General features: G+C 60.8%; 18 protein-coding genes. 12 read left to right on the top strand and 6 right to left on the bottom strand.

All coding sequences use genetic code 11. From position 1 onward, the window contains the following. Positions 1 to 236: 236 nt before the first annotated feature. Positions 237 to 1,790 (top strand): GGDEF domain-containing protein, encoded by a 1,554-nt coding sequence (locus tag AC1RMF_RS11005; RefSeq protein ID WP_493141489.1) that lies wholly within the window; start codon positions 237 to 239, stop codon positions 1,788 to 1,790. 36 nt (positions 1,791 to 1,826) lie between these two features. Beyond that, positions 1,827 to 2,405: an NnrU family protein gene (locus AC1RMF_RS11000; protein WP_493141488.1), complete on the top strand. Its 579-nt coding sequence runs from the start codon at positions 1,827 to 1,829 to the stop codon at positions 2,403 to 2,405. A 17-nt stretch (positions 2,406 to 2,422) separates the two neighbouring features. Here the strand turns inward: AC1RMF_RS11000 and AC1RMF_RS10995 are convergent, their stop codons facing one another. The 3 genes from AC1RMF_RS10995 to AC1RMF_RS10985 form a co-directional block, all read right to left on the bottom strand. Continuing rightward, positions 2,423 to 2,632 carry a DUF2788 domain-containing protein gene (locus tag AC1RMF_RS10995; protein WP_342619941.1) on the bottom strand — a complete coding sequence of 70 codons (210 nt, stop codon included), beginning with the start codon at positions 2,630 to 2,632 and terminating at the stop codon, positions 2,423 to 2,425. Next, a complete protein-coding gene (locus AC1RMF_RS10990; RefSeq protein ID WP_493141487.1) occupies positions 2,632 to 3,483 on the bottom strand; it encodes a DUF2189 domain-containing protein in 852 nt (283 codons plus the stop codon). The genes AC1RMF_RS10995 and AC1RMF_RS10990 overlap by 1 nt, the downstream gene beginning before the upstream one ends. 156 nt (positions 3,484 to 3,639) lie before the next feature. Continuing rightward, entirely contained in the window at positions 3,640 to 4,155 is a 516-nt protein-coding gene (locus AC1RMF_RS10985) for a Spy/CpxP family protein refolding chaperone (protein ID WP_493141486.1), read from the bottom strand. 192 nt (positions 4,156 to 4,347) lie between these two features. Between AC1RMF_RS10985 and AC1RMF_RS10980 the strand changes: the two genes are divergently transcribed. Further along, entirely contained in the window at positions 4,348 to 5,265 is a 918-nt protein-coding gene (locus tag AC1RMF_RS10980) for a recombination-associated protein RdgC (RefSeq protein WP_493141485.1), read from the top strand. A 36-nt stretch (positions 5,266 to 5,301) separates the two neighbouring features. On the opposite strand, the gene AC1RMF_RS10975 is transcribed toward AC1RMF_RS10980, so the two are convergent. Both AC1RMF_RS10975 and AC1RMF_RS10970 read right to left on the bottom strand, forming a co-directional pair. Continuing rightward, complete coding sequence (locus AC1RMF_RS10975; protein WP_493141484.1) at positions 5,302 to 5,751, bottom strand: YMGG-like glycine zipper-containing protein; 450 nt, start codon at positions 5,749 to 5,751, stop codon at positions 5,302 to 5,304. Between the two features lie 114 nt (positions 5,752 to 5,865). Beyond that, a complete protein-coding gene (locus tag AC1RMF_RS10970) occupies positions 5,866 to 6,060 on the bottom strand; it encodes a heavy-metal-associated domain-containing protein (protein ID WP_342619936.1) in 195 nt (64 codons plus the stop codon). Between the two features lie 142 nt (positions 6,061 to 6,202). Here AC1RMF_RS10970 and AC1RMF_RS10965 point away from each other — a divergent pair, with 142 nt between their 5' ends. Together AC1RMF_RS10965 and AC1RMF_RS10960 are read left to right on the top strand one after the other, a co-directional pair. Continuing rightward, on the top strand, positions 6,203 to 8,473 hold the full coding sequence (locus AC1RMF_RS10965; RefSeq protein WP_493141483.1) for a heavy metal translocating P-type ATPase: 2,271 nt from the start codon (positions 6,203 to 6,205) through the stop codon (positions 8,471 to 8,473). 19 nt (positions 8,474 to 8,492) lie between these two features. Continuing rightward, positions 8,493 to 9,686, top strand: coding sequence for a YbfB/YjiJ family MFS transporter (locus AC1RMF_RS10960; RefSeq protein ID WP_493141575.1), 1,194 nt, complete (start codon positions 8,493 to 8,495; stop codon positions 9,684 to 9,686). Positions 9,687 to 9,707: 21 nt separating this feature from the next. On the opposite strand, the gene gstA is transcribed toward AC1RMF_RS10960, so the two are convergent. Continuing rightward, positions 9,708 to 10,319 (bottom strand): glutathione transferase GstA, encoded by a 612-nt coding sequence (gstA, locus tag AC1RMF_RS10955; RefSeq protein WP_493141482.1) that lies wholly within the window; start codon positions 10,317 to 10,319, stop codon positions 9,708 to 9,710. 186 nt (positions 10,320 to 10,505) lie between these two features. Between gstA and AC1RMF_RS10950 the strand changes: the two genes are divergently transcribed. The 7 genes from AC1RMF_RS10950 (at position 10,506) to AC1RMF_RS10920 (ending at position 17,410) form a co-directional block, all read left to right on the top strand. Continuing rightward, the gene (locus AC1RMF_RS10950; RefSeq protein WP_342619932.1) at positions 10,506 to 11,051 is read left to right on the top strand and encodes a cytochrome b; all 546 of its coding nucleotides are present in this window, start codon (positions 10,506 to 10,508) and stop codon (positions 11,049 to 11,051) included. Between the two features lie 236 nt (positions 11,052 to 11,287). After that, positions 11,288 to 13,366 carry a tRNA uridine-5-carboxymethylaminomethyl(34) synthesis enzyme MnmG gene (mnmG, locus tag AC1RMF_RS10945; protein WP_493141481.1) on the top strand — a complete coding sequence of 693 codons (2,079 nt, stop codon included), beginning with the start codon at positions 11,288 to 11,290 and terminating at the stop codon, positions 13,364 to 13,366. Continuing rightward, positions 13,366 to 14,043: a 16S rRNA (guanine(527)-N(7))-methyltransferase RsmG gene (gene rsmG, locus AC1RMF_RS10940; protein WP_493141480.1), complete on the top strand. Its 678-nt coding sequence runs from the start codon at positions 13,366 to 13,368 to the stop codon at positions 14,041 to 14,043. Before mnmG ends, rsmG begins: the two co-directional genes overlap by 1 nt. A 379-nt stretch (positions 14,044 to 14,422) precedes the next feature. After that, positions 14,423 to 15,037 (top strand): LysE family transporter, encoded by a 615-nt coding sequence (locus tag AC1RMF_RS10935; protein WP_493141479.1) that lies wholly within the window; start codon positions 14,423 to 14,425, stop codon positions 15,035 to 15,037. 5 nt (positions 15,038 to 15,042) lie between these two features. Next, positions 15,043 to 15,825, top strand: a complete 783-nt coding sequence (locus AC1RMF_RS10930; RefSeq protein WP_342619928.1) for a ParA family protein — start codon at positions 15,043 to 15,045, stop codon at positions 15,823 to 15,825. Between the two features lie 36 nt (positions 15,826 to 15,861). After that, entirely contained in the window at positions 15,862 to 16,413 is a 552-nt protein-coding gene (locus tag AC1RMF_RS10925; RefSeq protein ID WP_493141478.1) for an RBBP9/YdeN family alpha/beta hydrolase, read from the top strand. 22 nt (positions 16,414 to 16,435) lie between these two features. Further along, positions 16,436 to 17,410 (top strand): ParB/RepB/Spo0J family partition protein, encoded by a 975-nt coding sequence (locus AC1RMF_RS10920; protein WP_342619926.1) that lies wholly within the window; start codon positions 16,436 to 16,438, stop codon positions 17,408 to 17,410. Positions 17,411 to 17,415: the final 5 nt, after the last annotated feature.

The following is a 17,415-nucleotide window of genomic DNA, read 5'->3' as shown; positions in this document are numbered from 1 at the left end:
CTGTGGATAAGTGCACGGTTATGCCAGAACTATCCACAGTGTTGTTACTTGACATGCTGACAATGGTCGGGATTTTTCGGGTGCTTCTGATTCATGGAACAAGAGTTGTGACGGTAGGTTAAAAAAGCGGATACTTGATGCACAAGCAAATGCAGTTGCCATTCCGGAGTGAGGCCTTTGAATGGGCTGTCTGGTTGCACAAAAAGCGATACAAAACGCAGCAGGTAGGTCCAGTTATGAGTGAAAAAAAACCATTTGAAGTTGCCAGGGAAACGCTCAAGCAGTTGACAGCCCGCAAGCTTGCTCCCACGCCTGTGAACTACAAGGCCATCTACAACGAGATCGCCGGTATTCCCTCGGTGGAGCAATTCCCTATCAATGAACTGCGTAGCATCGCCACTGCCTTGCAGGCCAAGACACCGGGGCAGCAAAGACAGAAGGGCCTACTGGAATCCGCCATTGAGCGCATGAATTGGGACGGTGTGCGCGCTGCCATGGTTGCCTATTCCGGCTTTACTCCGGTTGGTGGCAACGAATCTGCGGGTAGCGCCGGTGTGCCGATTGCTGCTGTGTCGAGCGAACCCGTGTCAGCACCGGCCCTGACCAATGAGTTTCTGTCTCACATCGGCCGTCTCATTGAGTATGCACAGCCTGCCTTGGGTACGGACGATGCACGGTTTGTGGAACAAACCCATCAGTTGACCAAGATGCTGAGGCAACCTGGTGTGGACGTGACAGCAGCCAAGCAGATGCTGGTCAACTACAGCCACCGTCTCTCTTTCGTGGCCGAGGATCAGGCGGAAATCAAGAAGACGCTGCTCAAGTTGCTCAATCTTGTTTTTGAGAACATTGGTGACCTTGGGGTGGAAGACCAATGGCTCAGTGGCCAGATGGATGCACTTAAGGCAGCGTCCACGGAGCCATTGAGCCTGCGTCGCCTGGACGATGTGGAACGTCTGCTCAAGGACGTGGTCCACAAGCAGAAGGATGCCAAGCAAAGAACCCTGGAAGCGCAAAGTGAAATGCGCCAGATGCTGGCAGCTTTCATTGAGCGGCTATCGCAGATGTCGCAATCCACCGGTGCCTATCAGGAAAAGCTGGAAGAGAGTGCGCGCCTGATTGAGTCAGCCAAGACGCTTGCTGAAATCGCACCGGTACTCAAGGAAGTGGTGGGGGCAACACGTGTCATTTCCCAGGACGCTTTGCATGCGCGTGATGAGTTGCAAACCATGCGGGAACAGGCCAACAAGACACAGGCCGAAATTGCCAAATTGCACCAGGAGCTCGATCGCGTCAGTACCCAGGCGCGCCATGACCCATTGACTGGTGCCCTGAATCGACGCGGTTTGGAAGAAGCGTTAGAGAAGGAAATATCCACGCTGCGCCGCAAGGAAACGCCGCTGAGCATTGCCATGCTGGACATTGACAACTTCAAGGCAATCAACGACGCAAAGGGCCATGAGACCGGTGACTCGGCGCTGGCGCACTTGGCCCAGGTGGCACGTGAGTGCATGCGCCCGCAGGACACGCTGGCGCGTTTTGGTGGTGAGGAGTTTGTCATTCTTCTGCCCGATACTCCCCTGGACAAGGGAGTGGAGGCGATGACCCGTTTGCAACGCGAGCTGACCAAGCGTTTTTTCCTGGCCGGTACCGAAAAGATGTTGATTACCTTCAGTGCCGGCGTGGCGCAATTGGCCAGTGATGAACCGGGCATGGAAGGCATACGCCGTGCGGACCAGGCCATGTACCTTGCCAAGCGCGCGGGCAAGAACCGTGTGGTCGGTGCCTGATCAGGCTACGACATTCTTCATATCGAGAGCAACACCATGGCTTATCTGATTCTGGGACTGGTCCTGTTTCTGGGTGTGCATTCCGTGCGGATCTATGCCGACGGATGGCGCACGCAGACCATTGCCCGCGTGGGAGAGAACGCCTACAAGGGTGCTTATTCCGTGATGTCCCTCCTGGGTTTCGGTCTGATTGTCTGGGGCTTTGGCATTGCGCGTGATACGCCCACACAGATCTGGTTGCCACCCCAGCCCATGCGCCATATTGCAGCGCTGTTCAATGTGATTGCCTTTGTTCTTCTGACAGCAGCCTATGTGCCTGGCAATGCCATCAAGGCGCGAGTGCACCACCCCATGGTGTTGGGCGTCAAGACCTGGGCTCTGGCGCACCTGATTTCCAATGGCACCCTGGCTCACATGGTGCTGTTTGGTGCCTTCCTGGCCTGGGGTGTGCTGGACTTCATTAGTTCACGCCGTCGCGATCGTGCGCAGAACACGCAGTACCCTGCTGGCACGGCTAATGCCACGCTGGTGACGGTTGTTGTGGGAGTGATTGCAGCCGGATTGTTTGCCGTGTGGCTGCACGGCCTGCTCATAGGCGTCAAGCCGTTCGGCTAGGGCTTGTTGTCGGGACTTCAGCGGGTCAGGTACCACTGGATCAGGTACTTGGCTACAAAGCCCACCATGCCAAACGCCAGCCCGAGAAAAATCACAAAGGTGCCAAAGCGGCCAGCCTTGGACTCCCAGGCCAGATGGCCGATGATGAACAGCATATAGAGCATGAACCCGCCCACCCCGAAGGTGAGGCCAAAGGTTGCGATCTGCTCTTCAGAAAAACCAAACATTAAAGATTACCAAACTGACTATCGGGTGCGGACAGAGCCTCTCGGGCCTCGATATGGGATACGTCGACCAAGTCGCGATAAGCATGCCAACTGGCGTGCCCCAGCATGGGGATGACAGGTACCAGACCCAACAGCAGTGAGCCCAGACCCAGCATTGTAAAAACCATGATGATGGCGGCCCAGAGCGCCATGGGTGCCGGGTTTTCCAGCACGGTTTGCCAGCTGGTCAATATGGCCTGCATCAGCGTCACGCGGCGATCCAGCAGCAGCGGCATGGCTACCACGCTGGAGGCGAACAGGGGAGCGGCCATCACGCCGCCCACGGCCAGCCAGATCTCGAACAGCCAGTTGTCGGACGCCAGCACCACGTGGTGCACAAAGTCTAGCGGGCTGTTGATGGGAACAGGCGCCAGCAGGGTGATAAGGGCGGCAGACGTGAGCACCCAACCGGTGGCTGCCGCACCAAGAAGAAGACCGAACTGCACCATGCACCAGTAGTCACTGTCCCATTTGTTGAAGTGGCTGTGCTGCCAGTTCAACCAGGTTTTCAATACGACGGACAGATTGGCTTTTTCCCGACGCTCTATGGCCCGGCTCAGGGCATACAAGCCGGTTGCCAGCACGGGAGCGATGACCATGAAGCCCGACAAGGCGCCAGCCAGCAGCCAAAAACGATGGCGGGCAATCGCAATGATGATGATGCCGGCAATCGTGAGCGCCAGTCCATGGAACACGCTGACCCAGCCTGAGCGGACCACGTCGCGCAAACCTTGCACCAGCCAGATCAGGGGTTGCATCATCCCAATGGTCTTGATCCTGGGTGCGCTGTTGGATGGTGTGGGAGTAGGCATGGCGATAAGGTGAAGAGTGTAGTGCCGACTTCATCTTAGCGGCTTGATGCCAGTCAAGTGGGTAGGGGATGCACCAAGAAAAACGCCTTGATGGTCAGCATTCCATCAAGGCGTTTCCAGAGGACCGAACCGTGCACTGCGCACGGTCGCGCAAGCCTATGGCTTGGGTGGCGTCAAGGCCTTGCTGCTGGTATCCGCAGGGTGCATTTTGTGGAAGCGTTCTCCACGCTTGTCCATCCTGGCGTGCTCTGCGTCAAAGGTCTTTTGCTGTTCCGGTGTCAGAGCCGCATAAAAGGTCTTGGTCGCATCGGCGCGTTTGTCCATTTCAGCTTCCATGGCCGCCATGTGCTCCTTGCGCAGTGCACGCATCTTGTCGATACGTTCGGGGGTGGTGAGCTTGTCCAGTTCGGCGCGGTCGGGGCGTGTTCCAGGCAGATTGCTTGGCGGCTTCATGCTCTCGGTGAAGGCGTTCCAGGCGGGTTCCTGGCTGGCAGTGATCTTGAGCTTGGCCTTTAGTTCCGACAGATGCTTGGCATGCATTTGGGCCATCTTGGCCGGGTCCCGGTGCATGCCGTCGGGGCCCATGGGACCGGCATCCATTTGTGCAAAGGCGGCACCGGTAGCAGTTGCCATCACACCTGCGAGGACCAGAGATTGAATCAGTTTTTTCATGGTGTTTCCTTGTATTCAGAGGGGTCGGAGCGAACATCGGCTTCAACCTGGAGTCCAGTGTGCGCCCCCTTTGTATCGCCACGATGGTGCGGCGACAAGGCTATGTAAAGTTGCATGAAAAAGCGGCATGCGCTTGCGTTGACAATAGGCCCTCGCGCAGCAAATCCTGCGCAGTCAACAAGAAGGAAATCTGTGTTCAAGAATGTGATGATGTACCGCATGCTGTCTCCCTGGAGCGTGACGGTTGCGCAGCTGGAAGCGGCACTGGAGCCGGCCCGTTTTGTGGAGTGTGCAGGGTCCCAAGAAAAGTCAGTGGGTTGGGTGGAGCCGCGCGGTGTGGCCCATGGCCCCTTGGTCGAAGTCGTGGGCGGACAGTGGATTCTCAAGCTGATGGTGGAGAGCAAGGTTTTGCCCGCCTCGGTGGTCAAGCGTCGTGCGCAGGAGCAGATTGCCCAGATTGAAGCCACCACCGGACGCAAACCTGGCAAGAAAGAGTCGCGCGAAATCCAGGAAGATGCCCGCATGAGCCTGCTGCCTATGGCCTTTACCAAGCAGGGTTCGGTTACGGTGTGGATCGATCCTCAGGCCGCACTGCTGGTGCTGGATGCAGGCAGCCAATCGCGCGCTGATGAAGTGATGACCTGCCTGGTCAAGGCCATCGATGGTTTTGCGGTGAAGCTGATAGACACCCAGGTTTCACCGGCTGCGGCCATGGCCCAGTGGCTGGCGACCAAGGAAGCCCCACCGGGCTTTACCGTGGACCGCGAATGCGAACTCAAGGCGGCCGATGAATCCAAGGCCGTGGTGCGTTACACCCGCCATGCGCTGGATACGGACGAGGTGAGCGAACACATTGCCCAGGGCAAGATGCCCACCCGTCTGGCGCTGACCTGGAATGACCACGTGTCCTTTGTGCTGACCGAGGCGTTGCAGCTCAAGAAGGTTGCGGTGCTGGATGTGGTGTTTGAAGCTGCCGCTGCACTTTCATCGGACGGCAAGGACGACAACTTCGATGCCGATGTGGCCATCGCCACGGGAGAGCTGCAAAAGCTCATTCCCGATCTGCTGGAGGCGCTGGGCTCCGAGGTGCAGGGCACACCTGCAGCATAAGCAGCCCCTGCGGGCTGCTAGGCGGTGCAAGTGCGCTTAATCGTGGCGATCCCAGCCACGGTGTTCACCACCACGATGGTCCCAGTCGTGACGTTCCCAGCGGCGCTCATCCATGTAGCGACCATGCTCGCCCCAGCCGTGGCGACCATAGTCCGGAGCCGGGTAGTAGTTGACGCGCTCCACCACGCGGTAACCATATACAGGAGTTGGGCGGGGTGGCTCGGTGTAGACCACGGTGCGCTGCGGTTCGTGACGACGTTCGCCGTTGCTGGCAATCACTACACCCGTGGCACCGCCAACGGCTGCACCGATCACGGCACCGTCACGGCCGCCCACCGACTGGCCGATGAATGCGCCGGCCACTGCGCCCAGTCCGCCACCCAGGATGGGGTTGAGGTTGTCAGCGTGTGCGCCCATGCCGGCCAGGGCCAGCGCCAGGGTGGCGGCAATGCGCGTCGTCGTGCGAAGGTGTGTAGTGGTCAACATGGCAGCTAGGGGCTGAAGCCCATACCGACAGAAGTGCCGGTTTATGGCTGTTCAACGGCAACCGCTGCCCCGCGATGACGCTATTAACAAGGTCTTACAACTTGGGATACCTCGTTACGCGACGACGTAGCCTTCTTCCGTGATGGCATGTGCCAAGGCCTCGCGCGGTTGTTCGGAGACCACTTCCACCCGGTTCTGGGGGCGGTCAATCTGCACTTGCGCTTGGGGGTCGACCTGCAAAATGGCCCGCGTCACGGCCTTTTCGCAATGGCCGCAGGTCATTCCGGTAACGGTAAAAGTCTGGTTCATGGCATTTCCATTCAAGGTGATTCAGATAAGGGCATAGTGTGAACCTTTCCACTATGGCAAAGTCAAGCGCCCATGAGGCTTGTGGTGCCGATCAGCAAAACACCTTGACCTTGCAACCGTGGGAAGCTTTAGGCTCCTGTCTATGAACAACGAACCCACTACGACAAGTATTGATCTAGGCATTGGTGGCATGACCTGCGCTTCCTGCGTTGCCCGGGTCGAGCGTGCCTTGAAGAAGGTGCCGGGCGTGGCTCAGGCCACCGTCAATCTGGCGACCGAGTCGGCCCGCGTGGAGCTCCGCGTGGGCGAGCCTGCGGTGGGAGGTGGGCCTGTGCCTGCCGACAACATGGAAGCCCGCTTGCGCCGCGCCGTGCGCGATGCTGGCTATGAGCCGCGTGCGGCCGATGCCATGCTGCGGCCCGGTGAGCAGTCGCGCTGGCAGGGTTTTGCGCCCATCGCCTGGGGGCTGGCGCTCTCTGTGCCGCTGGTTTTGCCCATGCTGGGCGAATTATTGGGTTATCACTGGATGCTGCCCGCGCTGTGGCAGTTCCTGCTGGCCACACCGGTGCAATTTGTGCTGGGCGCGCGCTTCTACAAGGCGGGCTGGCACGCGCTGCTGGATTGGAGCGGCAATATGGATTTGCTGGTGGCCGTGGGCACAACCGCAGGCTGGGCGCTGTCGGTCTGGCTCTGGCTCACGGCGGAGCCCGGTGCCATGGTGCATCTGTACTTTGAAGGGTCGGCGCTGGTGGTGACACTGGTGCTGCTGGGCAAATGGCTGGAAGCAGGAGCCAAACGCCAGACCACTTCAGCCATACGCGCCCTGCATGCGCTGCGACCGGAGACGGCCCATTTGGTGGGTGTCGATGGCGAAACGGATGTGCCGGTGGAAGAAGTGTTGCCAGGGGATCGGCTGGTGGTCAAGCCGGGTGAACGCTTTGCCGCCGACGGCGTGGTTCTGGAAGGGCAGACCCAGGTGGATGAATCCATGCTGACTGGCGAATCCCTGCCGGTGGCCAAGGAGCCGGGAAGTCTGCTCACGGCCGGTTCCATCAACGGCGATGGCTTGGTGCACATGCAGGTGCAGGCGGTGGGCGCCGATACGGTGCTCTCCCACATCATTCGCCTGGTGGAAGACGCTCAGGCGGCCAAGGCCCCGATTCAGCGTCTGGTGGACCAAGTCAGCGCGGTCTTTGTGCCGGCGGTGCTGGGCATTGCGCTGGTGACCCTGCTCGGCTGGTGGTTCAGTGGCCATAGCTTTGAGCTTTCCCTGATCAACGCGGTGGCAGTTCTGGTCATTGCCTGTCCCTGCGCCCTGGGACTGGCCACGCCGGCGGCCATCATGGCCGGCACCGGTGTGGCGGCTAAATACGGCATTCTGATCAAGGATGCGGAAGCACTGGAGCGCGCGCACAAGGTGGACACAGTGGCCTTTGACAAGACCGGCACGCTGACGGTGGGCAAGCCCAAGTTGCTGGAACTGGCGCCAGTGCCGGGTGGAGATCGCACTGAGGCATTGCAACTGGCAGCGAGTCTGCAAAGCGGCTCGGAGCATCCCCTGGCGCGCGCCGTGCTGGCATTGGCCACCAAGGAAGGGTTGCCACTGGCAACGCCGACTGATGTCAGTGCCGTGCCTGGTCGCGGCATGCAGGGCGTAGTGCAAGGCAAGACCTTGCTGCTGGGCAGTCTGCGCTGGATGGAGTCGCTGCAGGTGGAGCTGGGCGCGTTGGCAGCGCAGGCGGCGTTGTGGCAGTCGCAGGGGTTCACGGTGTCCGCATTGGCCGAGCGTGTGGTGCAGCCCGGTGCCCAGCCCGATGGAGGAACTGTGGTGCTGCGTGCCCTGATGGCCTTTGGGGATGAGCCCAAACCTGCTGCGAAGCAGGCGCTGGCTGAACTGCGTGCCCGCGGTCTGCGCCTGGTCATGATCTCTGGAGACAACCGCGGTGCCGCCGAGGCCATGGCGCGCCAACTGGGGCTCAAACCCGAAGACGGTGAGGTGCTGGCCGAGGTGTTGCCGGGGGACAAGGCGGCGCAGATTGCGCAGCTGAAGCAGGGTGGGCACACGGTCCTGATGGTGGGTGACGGTGTGAACGATGCGCCGGCCCTGGCGGCGGCGGACGTGGGCATGGCCATGGCTAATCCGGATGGCGGTGGCACCGATGTGGCCATGCATGCAGCGGGTGTGACGCTGATGCGTGGTGACCCGCTGCTGGTGGCTGCGGCACTGGATATTTCCGCTCGCACCGTGCGCAAGATCCGCCAGAACCTGTTTTGGGCATTTGCCTATAACGTGGCCGGCATTCCGCTGGCCGCTCTGGGTTTTCTGAATCCGGTATTTGCCGGTGCCGCGATGGCACTGAGCTCGGTCAGCGTGATGAGCAACGCCTTGCTGCTCAAGCGCTGGAAACCTTGAGGGGCCGACTTTGTCCGAAATCCCGCGCTCCCTGATCGCTTTGGCCCTGGCCCTTGCGCTGGGTGCAGCGGTATCGCTGGGTATCACCCGGTTTGCCTATGGACTGCTGTTGCCCACGATGCGCCAGGACTTGGGCTGGTCGTATGCGCTGGCCGGGGCCATGAATACCGCCAATGCGATGGGCTATTTTCTGGGCGCGTTGGCCTGCCCGTGGTTGATGCGCAAGTGGGGGCCTTCGCTGATGCTGTGTGTTGGCGCCCTGTTGGCAACAGCTTTCATGGTGGGCAGTGGTTTTGTGACGCAAACCGATGCCCTGTTGCTGCAGCGGCTGCTGGCGGGCATTGCCAGTGCTCTGGTGTTCGTGGCGGGGGGCTTGCTGGCTGCGCGGTTGGGCGCGCGTGATCCCTTGCATAGCGGGTTGCTGCTGGGGTTGTATTACGGCGGCACCGGTGTGGGCATTGCACTGTCCAGCATCGTAGTGCCCATGGCGCTGGATGCGGCACAGGCAGCTCTACACGGCTGGCGCTGGGCATGGTGGGCCTTGGGCGCGGTCTGCCTGCTATTCAGCCTGGTCTTGCTGTGGCCGGCGCGGGTGATGGCAGGTTGGGAAGCTCCCGCCTCGAACGCGTCGGGGCCTGCCGTGCACTTTCGCTGGCGCCAATTTGCCTTTGGCCTGAGTGGCTACACGCTGTTTGGTGTGGGCTACATCGGTTACATGACCTTTGTGGTGGCGTTGCTGCGCAGCCAGGGCCATAGCGCGACGGAGATCACCGTGTTCTATGCCCTGCTAGGCCTGGCCGTGATGGCGTCTTCCCGCATATGGGCCAGCCTGTTGAGCCGCCACCATGACGGGCGCCCTATGGCCTTGCTCAATGCGCTGTTGGGTCTGGCCACGCTGCTGCCGGCGTTAACGCAGTCCTGGGGCTGGGTGCTGCTATCCGGCATGGTGTTTGGCGGGGTGTTTCTGTCGGTGGTCGCATCGACTACCGCGCTGGTACGCCATAACCTGCCGCATACCGCCTGGGCCTCCGGCATCAGCGCGTTCACAGTGGTGTTTGCTGCGGGTCAGATCATTGGCCCGACGGTGGTGGGCTGGATCGCAGACGGAAGCGGCGGGCTGGAACGCGGGCTGGTGTTTTCAGCCAGTGCACTTTGGCTGGGCGCCGCGCTGGGCTTGCGCCAGCGTGCGCTGCCAAAGTCTGCGGCGCATTAGCCGCAGACTTCTGAGAACGAGTTACTTGAGCAGGCCTTCGGCCTTCATGGCGGCTTGCACGGCCGGGCGGGCGGCAACGCGTGCACGGAAAGCCAGCAGGTTGGGGTAGCCGGAGAGGTCCACCGACAGGAACGGCGCCCAGTTGGTAACCGTGAACAGATAGGGGTCGGCCACACTGAAATGGTCGCCCAGCAAATACTGTTTTCCAGCCAGTTCGCCGTCCACCCATTTCAGGCGACCGTGCAGACGCTCCAGCAGCACGGGTTTGAATTCGGCTGGTGTGGCGGGGTTGAACAGAAAGCTAAAGCCGCCTTTGTGCAGTTCGGTGCCGATCATGGTCAACCATTCCTGTAGCTTGTAGCGCTCAAAAGTGCCGTTGGCCGGTGCCAGCTGTTTGGCGGGAACGAGGTCGGCGATGTACTGGACGATTGCCGGACCTTCGTGCAGGCGGCGGCCATCATCGAGTTCCAGCAGAGGCACATAGCCCAGGGGATTGATGGTGTAGTAGTCGGTGCCGTCTGCCAGCTTGTGAGTCTTGGTGGGTGCGGAAACGGCTTCGAACGCCAGGCCGGATTCATACAGAGCAATATGGGGGGAGAGCGAACACGCGCCGGAGGAGTAATAGAGTTTCATGCTGCACCTTATAAAAGTTATGGGGTTGGAGGCTGCCTCAGTCGGGGGCCTGAGACAGGGCGCCATGGTATTCGGATTCAGCGACTCTTGCCGGACCCGGGCTCTTTACCGCGTGTTCAGCCGGCCTTAACGTGGCGGCAGGCTGTGTGGCATAGAGTAGGGGTTTCTCAACTATTTCTTGTTCCGATGCAAACCAAGACAAGCCCCGTGTCACGCTACAGCACACCCAGCGTGGTCATGCACTGGCTGATGCTGCTGGCATTCATAGGCCTTTATGCGGCCATCAACCTGACCGACGTCTTTCCCAAGGGGAGTGATGGCAGGCAGTTGCTTAAGAACGCGCATTTTTCATTGGGACTTCTGGTGTTCGCGCTGGTGTGGTTGCGCATTGTGTTCCGTTTGATGGGCACGACTCCGGCCATAGTCCCTGAGCCACCCGCCTGGCAGGAGAAGCTGGCCAAGCTGGGCCATCTGGCACTCTATGTCCTGATGGTCGTGATGCCCTTGATTGGCTGGGCTGCCCTGAGTGCACGTGGCAAACCCATTCCCTTCTTTGGCCTGGATTTGCCCGCGCTGATGGGAGAAAACCGGGAACTGGGCAGCACCCTGAAGGAAATCCATGAGTTGGGTGGAAACATCGGTTATTTCCTGATTGGCGGCCATGCTGCCGCGGCGCTGTACCACCACTATTTCATGAAAGACACTACGTTGCTGCGCATGAAGCTCGGCTAATTGCTCTGGCACCGGCTGTGGTGGCTGGCGTACTGCTATAGAATTAATAGCAAAAACCTCTTGCTGCGGATTCTGAAATGGGCTTCGCAATAGCGCGAGAGGGGTGGGTTCGTGGATCAAGGGGCATGGCCGAATTCCGGGGTACTGCCTGAAATTGCAGCAAACGGTAGAATCGCAGGCTCCCCCTCCTGCCTGTTTGCGCCGCGCCTTCTGCGCCGCGCCCCATTGGATCCACCATGCTCTACCCAGATTATTTCGATGTCATCGTCGTTGGCGGCGGCCATGCCGGAAGCGAAGCGGCATTGGCTGCTGCGCGCATGGGCTGCAAGACCCTGCTGCTGACCCACAACATCGAGACCCTGGGTCAGATGAGTTGCAACCCTTCCATTGGTGGGATTGGCAAAGGTCATCTGGTCAAGGAAGTGGATGCACTGGGCGGCGCCATGGCGCTGGCGACCGACGAGGCCGGCATCCAGTTCCGCATTCTCAACTCCAGCAAAGGTCCGGCCGTACGTGCCACTCGCGCCCAGGCGGACCGGGTGCTGTACAAGGCGGCCATACGCCGCATGCTGGAGAACCAGCCCAATCTGTGGCTGTTCCAGCAGGCGGTGGACGACCTGTTGGTAGAGGGGGAGCGGGTTGTCGGTGCCGTGACGCAAGTGGGCATCCAGTTCCGCGCACGTACCGTGGTGCTGACTGCCGGGACCTTCCTGGATGGCAAGATCCATGTTGGCCTGAACAACTATGCGGCCGGCCGCGCTGGGGACCCGCCCGCGGTTTCCCTGAGCGCACGGCTGAAGGAGCTGCAACTGCCGCAAAGCCGCCTCAAGACGGGCACCCCGCCGCGCATCGACGGGCGCAGCATCGACTTTTCCAAGTGCGAGGAGCAGCCCGGTGACGGCATGCCCGGTGGCATGAGCGCCCAGATGCCGGTGTTTAGCTTCATGGGTAATGTGCAGATGCACCCGCAGCAAATGCCGTGCTGGATCACCCACACTAACGCACGCACGCATGAAATCATCCGCAGCGGCTTTGACCGCAGCCCCATGTTCACCGGCAAGATCGAAGGGGTAGGGCCGCGCTACTGCCCCAGCGTGGAAGACAAGGTCAACCGCTTTGCCGACAAGGACAGTCACCAGATTTTTCTGGAGCCCGAAGGCCTGACCACGCACGAGTACTACCCCAACGGCATTTCCACCAGCCTGCCTTTTGACATTCAGCTGGCTTTGGTGCGCAGCATGCCCGGACTGGAAAACGCCCACATCCTGCGCCCCGGTTACGCCATCGAATACGACTACTTTGATCCGCGCTCGCTCAAGAGCAGTTTCGAAACCCGTCAGATTGGCGGCCTGTTTTTTGCCGGCCAAATCAACGGCACCACCGGCTATGAAGAGGCCGCAGCGCAAGGCCTGTTCGCCGGGCTGAATGCCGCGCTGCAGGCGCGCGCCATGGGTGGTGGCAACGATTCCGCCAGCGCCGCAGGAAGCATCACGTATACCGACAGCACTTGGCTGCCTGGCCGGGATCAGGCTTATCTGGGCGTACTGGTGGATGACTTGATCACCAAGGGTGTGACCGAGCCCTACCGGATGTTTACCAGCCGCGCCGAGTTCCGGTTGCAGTTGCGAGAGGACAATGCCGATGCCCGCCTGACCGAAGTGGGTCGCCAACTGGGGCTCGTGGACAACGCCCGCTGGGATGCGTTTTGCCGCAAGCGCGATGCTGTTTCACGTGAAACAGAACGTCTGCGCAGCATCTGGGTCAACCCGCGCAACCTGGCGCAATCAGATGCTGAGCGGGTGCTGGGCAAGGCGATTGACCATGAGTACAACCTGGCCGATCTGCTGCGCCGGCCGGATGTGAACTACGCCAAGCTGATGTCCTTGGCGGATGGCAAGTACGCCAATCCGGAGCTGCCCGTCGTGGCCGGGGAATCTGGTGCGGATACGGCAGACTTGGAGCGGGAAGCCTTCGTGGCCTCCGTGCTGGAGCAGGTGGAAATTGCCGCCAAGTATTCCGGCTACATCGATCGCCAGAAAGACGAGGTGCGGCGCGCATCCCATTACGAGAACCTGCGCCTGCCGGCTGAGCTGGATTACATGCAAGTCTCGGCCTTGAGTATCGAGGCGCGCCAGCGCCTGAACAAATACCGACCCGAAACCCTGGGCCAGGCCTCGCGCCTCTCAGGCATCACACCCGCCACGATCTCGCTGCTGCTGATCCATTTGAAGCGCGGTAATTTTCGCGGCTTTGCCGACAAGGGTGCGCTGGGTAGTGAAGCAGCCATTGCTGCCACGGCAGAGGCAAGCCACTGATGCGCGCCATGGAATCGGATCTGCGCGCAGGGGTTGCCGCGCTGAGACTGTCCCTGACGGGCGCACAAATTGCCCAATTGCTGGACTACATGGAGCTGATCGGCAAGTGGACCAAGGTCTACAACCTGACCGCCGTGCGCGATCCGGCGGAGATGCTTACGCACCATCTGCTGGACAGCCTGGCGGTGGTGTTGCCACTGCAAAGGCAGTTGGACCAGATGTCGGCAGCGGGTGCCCTGCGCGCAGATGCGCCGGTTCGTCTGCTGGATGTGGGCTCCGGTGCTGGACTGCCAGGCGTCGTGATCGCCATTTGTTGCCCGCAAGTTTCCGTGCACTGCGTGGATACGGTGGCCAAGAAGGCCGCCTTCATCCAGCAGGTAGCCGTGTCCTTGAAGCTGCCCAATCTGCGCGGTATCCATGCGCGCGTGGAGAATCTGACGGAAATCTACGACGTGGTCAGCTGCCGGGCTTTTGCCGCGCTGGCCGACTTTGTGAACTGGTCGGTCAAATCGCTGGCAGAGCAGGGCGTGTGGATGGCCATGAAGGGCAAGCATCCGGCGGATGAGATCGCGGCCTTGCCTGCGGGGGTGGAAGTGTTTCACGTGGAACCATTGGCGGTTCCGGGGTTGCAGGCTGAGCGCTGCATTGTCTGGATGCGGCATCCTCGCCTAGATTAGAAGACGTTTATTGCCGACAGTGTTGGCGGGATCAGGCGGCTTGGGTACTCTGCGCCGTTCGTGTCCCCCGGCCTTCGGCCTCCTCCTTTACCTCACTTTGCAGAGCACCCAAGCCACCTGATCCGAGGTGGTGCAGGCACGTAATCGATGCGAGCCAGTCCTCCTGCACAAGGGATGGGATGGGTGCCAAAGCGAGGTAAAGGAGGAGCAGAGGGCAACGCCCTCTGCGGGGGACACGAGCGGCGGTACCCATCCCATCCCTTGTGTGGGCGAATGAAAAGGCGCCATTCGAATCCGCTTCGTCAACCCAAGCTGCTGCCCAAAACAAGCACAACAAAAACCTAACGTAAACTCAGCTCTCCCTTTTGAAAGCCCCACCATGCTCGGCGTTACCGATTACGGCACTTTTGTCGTCACAGTCATTGTGTTTCTGGCCATTCCCGGACCAGGCAATCTGGCCCTGGTCACCAGCACCAGCAAGGGTGGCATGGCGGGCGGATTGGCGGCAACTTTGGGTGTCATTCTGGGCGACCAGGTCTTGATGTGGTCGGCTGTGGCAGGTGTGGCGGCCTTGCTCACCGCCTACCCGGAGGCCTTTGCCGCAGTGCAGTGGCTGGGTGCCGCTTATCTGGCTTGGCTGGGTGTGAAGATGCTGCTGGCCAAGCCCGGTGCAGCTCCAGTCATCCATATCAAGCCCGGCCATTATCTGCGCCAAGCCATGATGATCACCCTGCTCAACCCCAAGGCGATTCTTTTCTACATGGCCTTCTTCCCGCTGTTCGTGGACCAGGCGCACCAGCAGGGCGTGGTCACCTACGGCCTCATGGCTGCCACCATCGCGGCACTGACTTTTCTCTACGGGCTAGGCGCCACGCTGCTGACCTACTTCCTGGCCGAACGCATGCGCGCCAATCCCAGGATCGGACAGGTGCTTGAAAAAGTGGCCGGTGTCTTCCTGTTGGGCTTCGGTATCAAGCTGGCACTTTCCAAATAGGCACCATGAAAATATTCTGCATCGCCAACCAAAAAGGGGGAGTGGGCAAGACCACGACCACCGTCAACCTGGCAGCCGGTCTGGCAAAAGTGGGCCAGCGCGTGCTGATGATTGACCTAGACCCACAGGGTAATGCCACCATGGGTTCCGGCGTGGACAAGCGCAAGCTGGAGCTCTCGGTGTACGACGTCCTGCTTGAGTCTGCCACTATTGCCGAAGCCCGCGTGCAGAGCGATAAGCTCAAGGTCGCCGGTTGCGGCTACGACATCCTGGGCGCCAACCGCGAACTGGCCGGGGCCGAGGTGGAGCTGGTGGAAGTGGAGCGGCGCGAACGCCGCCTCAAGACCGCCATCGCCGCGGTGGCCACCGAGTATGACTTCGTGCTGATCGACTGCCCGCCGTCCTTGTCCATGCTCACGCTCAACGGACTGTGCTGCGCCCACGGCGTCATCGTGCCCATGCAGTGCGAATACTTTGCGCTCGAAGGCCTGACGGATCTGGTCAACACCATCAAGCAGGTCAAGGCCAACCTCAATGACGACCTGCAGATCATCGGTCTGCTGCGCGTCATGTTCGACCCGCGCATCACTTTGCAGCAGCAGGTCAGCGACCAGCTCAAGGCGCATTTCGCCGACAAGGTGTTTGATACCGTTATCCCGCGCAATGTGCGCCTGGCCGAGGCACCCAGCTACGGTGTGCCCGGCGTGGTGTTTGACATCAACTCCAAGGGCGCGCAGGCCTTTGTGGCCTTCGCTCAGGAGATGGTGGCCCGCATCCAGACGATGTAGCTATCAAATTTGTAGCAAATGATTTTCACTGAAGCCATGTCTGATCCCAAAGTGCTCCTCTTGCCCGGATGGCAAAACTCCGGGGATGCCCATTGGCAAAGCCGCTGGGAAGCACTGTATGGCGACCAGCGGGTGGAGCAGTATGACTGGATGCGTCCGCTGCGGGGTGACTGGATCGCGCGCTTGGAAGAAGTGCTGCTAGAGCAGACAGCGCCAGTGATCCTGGTGGCCCACAGCCTGGGCTGCATGCTGACCGCCGCCTGGGCCGCGCATTCACGCAACACCCAGAAGGTGCAGGCCGCCTTTCTGGTGGCGCCGGGCGATCCGGAACGCGAAGAGCTGCAAGGCGCGCTCAAGAGCTGGACGCCCATCGTCACCCACAAGCTACCGTTCCCCAGCCTTCTGCTGGGAAGCCACGATGATCCGTACTGCAGCTTTGAGCGTGCCCGCCATTTTGCCGACGCCTGGGGCGCGGAATTCATCGACTACGGCGCACGCGGCCATATCAACGCCGATTCAGGCCTGGCCGACTGGCCAGAAGGTCGCGCGTTGCTGCAGCGCCTGGTGCAGACCAGCGCACCTCAATAAATCACAACAAGGAAAACACCACATGGTTACCAAGAAACCCAAGGGCCTGGGCATGGGTCTGGAGGCGCTGCTCGGCCCCAAGGTCAAGGAGCTGGCACCGGGCGAGACTTCCGGCGTTTCCGGCGAGGGCCAACCCAGCACCTTGCCTTTGGGCGACATGGTGGCCGGCCAGTACCAGCCCCGTACCCACATGGATGAGGGCGCACTGTACGAGCTGGCCGAGAGTATCAAGGCGCAAGGCATCATGCAGCCCATCCTGGTGCGGCGCCTGACCGATGCACAGGCAGCCGCCAAGCGCCTGGAGCAGGGCAGCACCGGTGCGTCACGCCCTCTGTACGAAATCATTGCTGGTGAACGGCGCTTCCGCGCGGCCAAGCTGGCTGGGCTGGACACGGTGCCGGTGCTGGTGCGCGACGTGCCCGACCAGGCCGCCGCAGCCATGGCGCTGATCGAGAACATGCAGCGCGAAGACCTGAATCCGCTGGAGGAAGCGCAGGGTCTGCAGCGCCTGATCAAGGAATTCGGTCTGACCCATGAATCCGCCGCCCAGGCGGTGGGGCGCTCGCGCAGCGCCGCCAGCAATCTGCTGCGTCTGTTGAACCTGGCCGATCCGGTGCAGACCATGCTCATGGCCGGCGACATAGACATGGGCCATGCCCGCGCCCTGCTGGCGCTGGACCGCGCCACTCAGATCACCGCAGCCAACCAGATCGCCACAAAGAAGCTCTCGGTGCGCGAAGCCGAAAGCCTGGTCAAGAAGCTCAGCGCCGAATTCGCCCTGACCTCACCCAAGCCCAAGAAAGAAAAGTCGCGTGACATCAAGCGTGTGGAAGAAGAGCTGTCCGATCTGCTCATGGCGCAGGTGGACGTGCACATCAAGAAGCGCGTCAAGCGCAACGGCCGTATGGAAGACATGGGCGAGGTGGTGATCCAGTTCGGTTCGCTGGAAGAGCTCAACGGCCTGATTGAACGCCTCTCGCCGGGCGTATCGCGCTAGGGGCC

This window comes from Rhodoferax sp. GW822-FHT04A08 (assembly GCF_058801025.1).
The sequence above is the reverse complement of the archived record's forward strand: the minus strand, read 5'-3'. Positions and strand labels throughout refer to the sequence as shown.

Excerpts from the sequence above, each read along its gene's own strand:
- AC1RMF_RS11005 (WP_493141489.1), top strand. The coding sequence starts at position 237 with ATGAGTGAAAAAAAACCATTTGAAGTTGCCAGGGAAACGCTCAAGCAG.
- AC1RMF_RS11000 (WP_493141488.1), top strand. The coding sequence starts at position 1,827 with ATGGCTTATCTGATTCTGGGACTGGTCCTGTTTCTGGGTGTGCATTCC.
- AC1RMF_RS10995 (WP_342619941.1), bottom strand. The coding sequence starts at position 2,632 with ATGTTTGGTTTTTCTGAAGAGCAGATCGCAACCTTTGGCCTCACCTTC.
- AC1RMF_RS10990 (WP_493141487.1), bottom strand. The coding sequence starts at position 3,483 with ATGCCTACTCCCACACCATCCAACAGCGCACCCAGGATCAAGACCATT.
- AC1RMF_RS10985 (WP_493141486.1), bottom strand. The coding sequence starts at position 4,155 with ATGAAAAAACTGATTCAATCTCTGGTCCTCGCAGGTGTGATGGCAACT.
- AC1RMF_RS10975 (WP_493141484.1), bottom strand. The coding sequence starts at position 5,751 with ATGTTGACCACTACACACCTTCGCACGACGACGCGCATTGCCGCCACC.
- AC1RMF_RS10970 (WP_342619936.1), bottom strand. The coding sequence starts at position 6,060 with ATGAACCAGACTTTTACCGTTACCGGAATGACCTGCGGCCATTGCGAA.
- AC1RMF_RS10965 (WP_493141483.1), top strand. The coding sequence starts at position 6,203 with ATGAACAACGAACCCACTACGACAAGTATTGATCTAGGCATTGGTGGC.
- gstA (WP_493141482.1), bottom strand. The coding sequence starts at position 10,319 with ATGAAACTCTATTACTCCTCCGGCGCGTGTTCGCTCTCCCCCCATATT.
- AC1RMF_RS10950 (WP_342619932.1), top strand. The coding sequence starts at position 10,506 with ATGCAAACCAAGACAAGCCCCGTGTCACGCTACAGCACACCCAGCGTG.
- mnmG (WP_493141481.1), top strand. The coding sequence starts at position 11,288 with ATGCTCTACCCAGATTATTTCGATGTCATCGTCGTTGGCGGCGGCCAT.
- rsmG (WP_493141480.1), top strand. The coding sequence starts at position 13,366 with ATGCGCGCCATGGAATCGGATCTGCGCGCAGGGGTTGCCGCGCTGAGA.
- AC1RMF_RS10935 (WP_493141479.1), top strand. The coding sequence starts at position 14,423 with ATGCTCGGCGTTACCGATTACGGCACTTTTGTCGTCACAGTCATTGTG.
- AC1RMF_RS10930 (WP_342619928.1), top strand. The coding sequence starts at position 15,043 with ATGAAAATATTCTGCATCGCCAACCAAAAAGGGGGAGTGGGCAAGACC.
- AC1RMF_RS10925 (WP_493141478.1), top strand. The coding sequence starts at position 15,862 with ATGTCTGATCCCAAAGTGCTCCTCTTGCCCGGATGGCAAAACTCCGGG.
- AC1RMF_RS10920 (WP_342619926.1), top strand. The coding sequence starts at position 16,436 with ATGGTTACCAAGAAACCCAAGGGCCTGGGCATGGGTCTGGAGGCGCTG.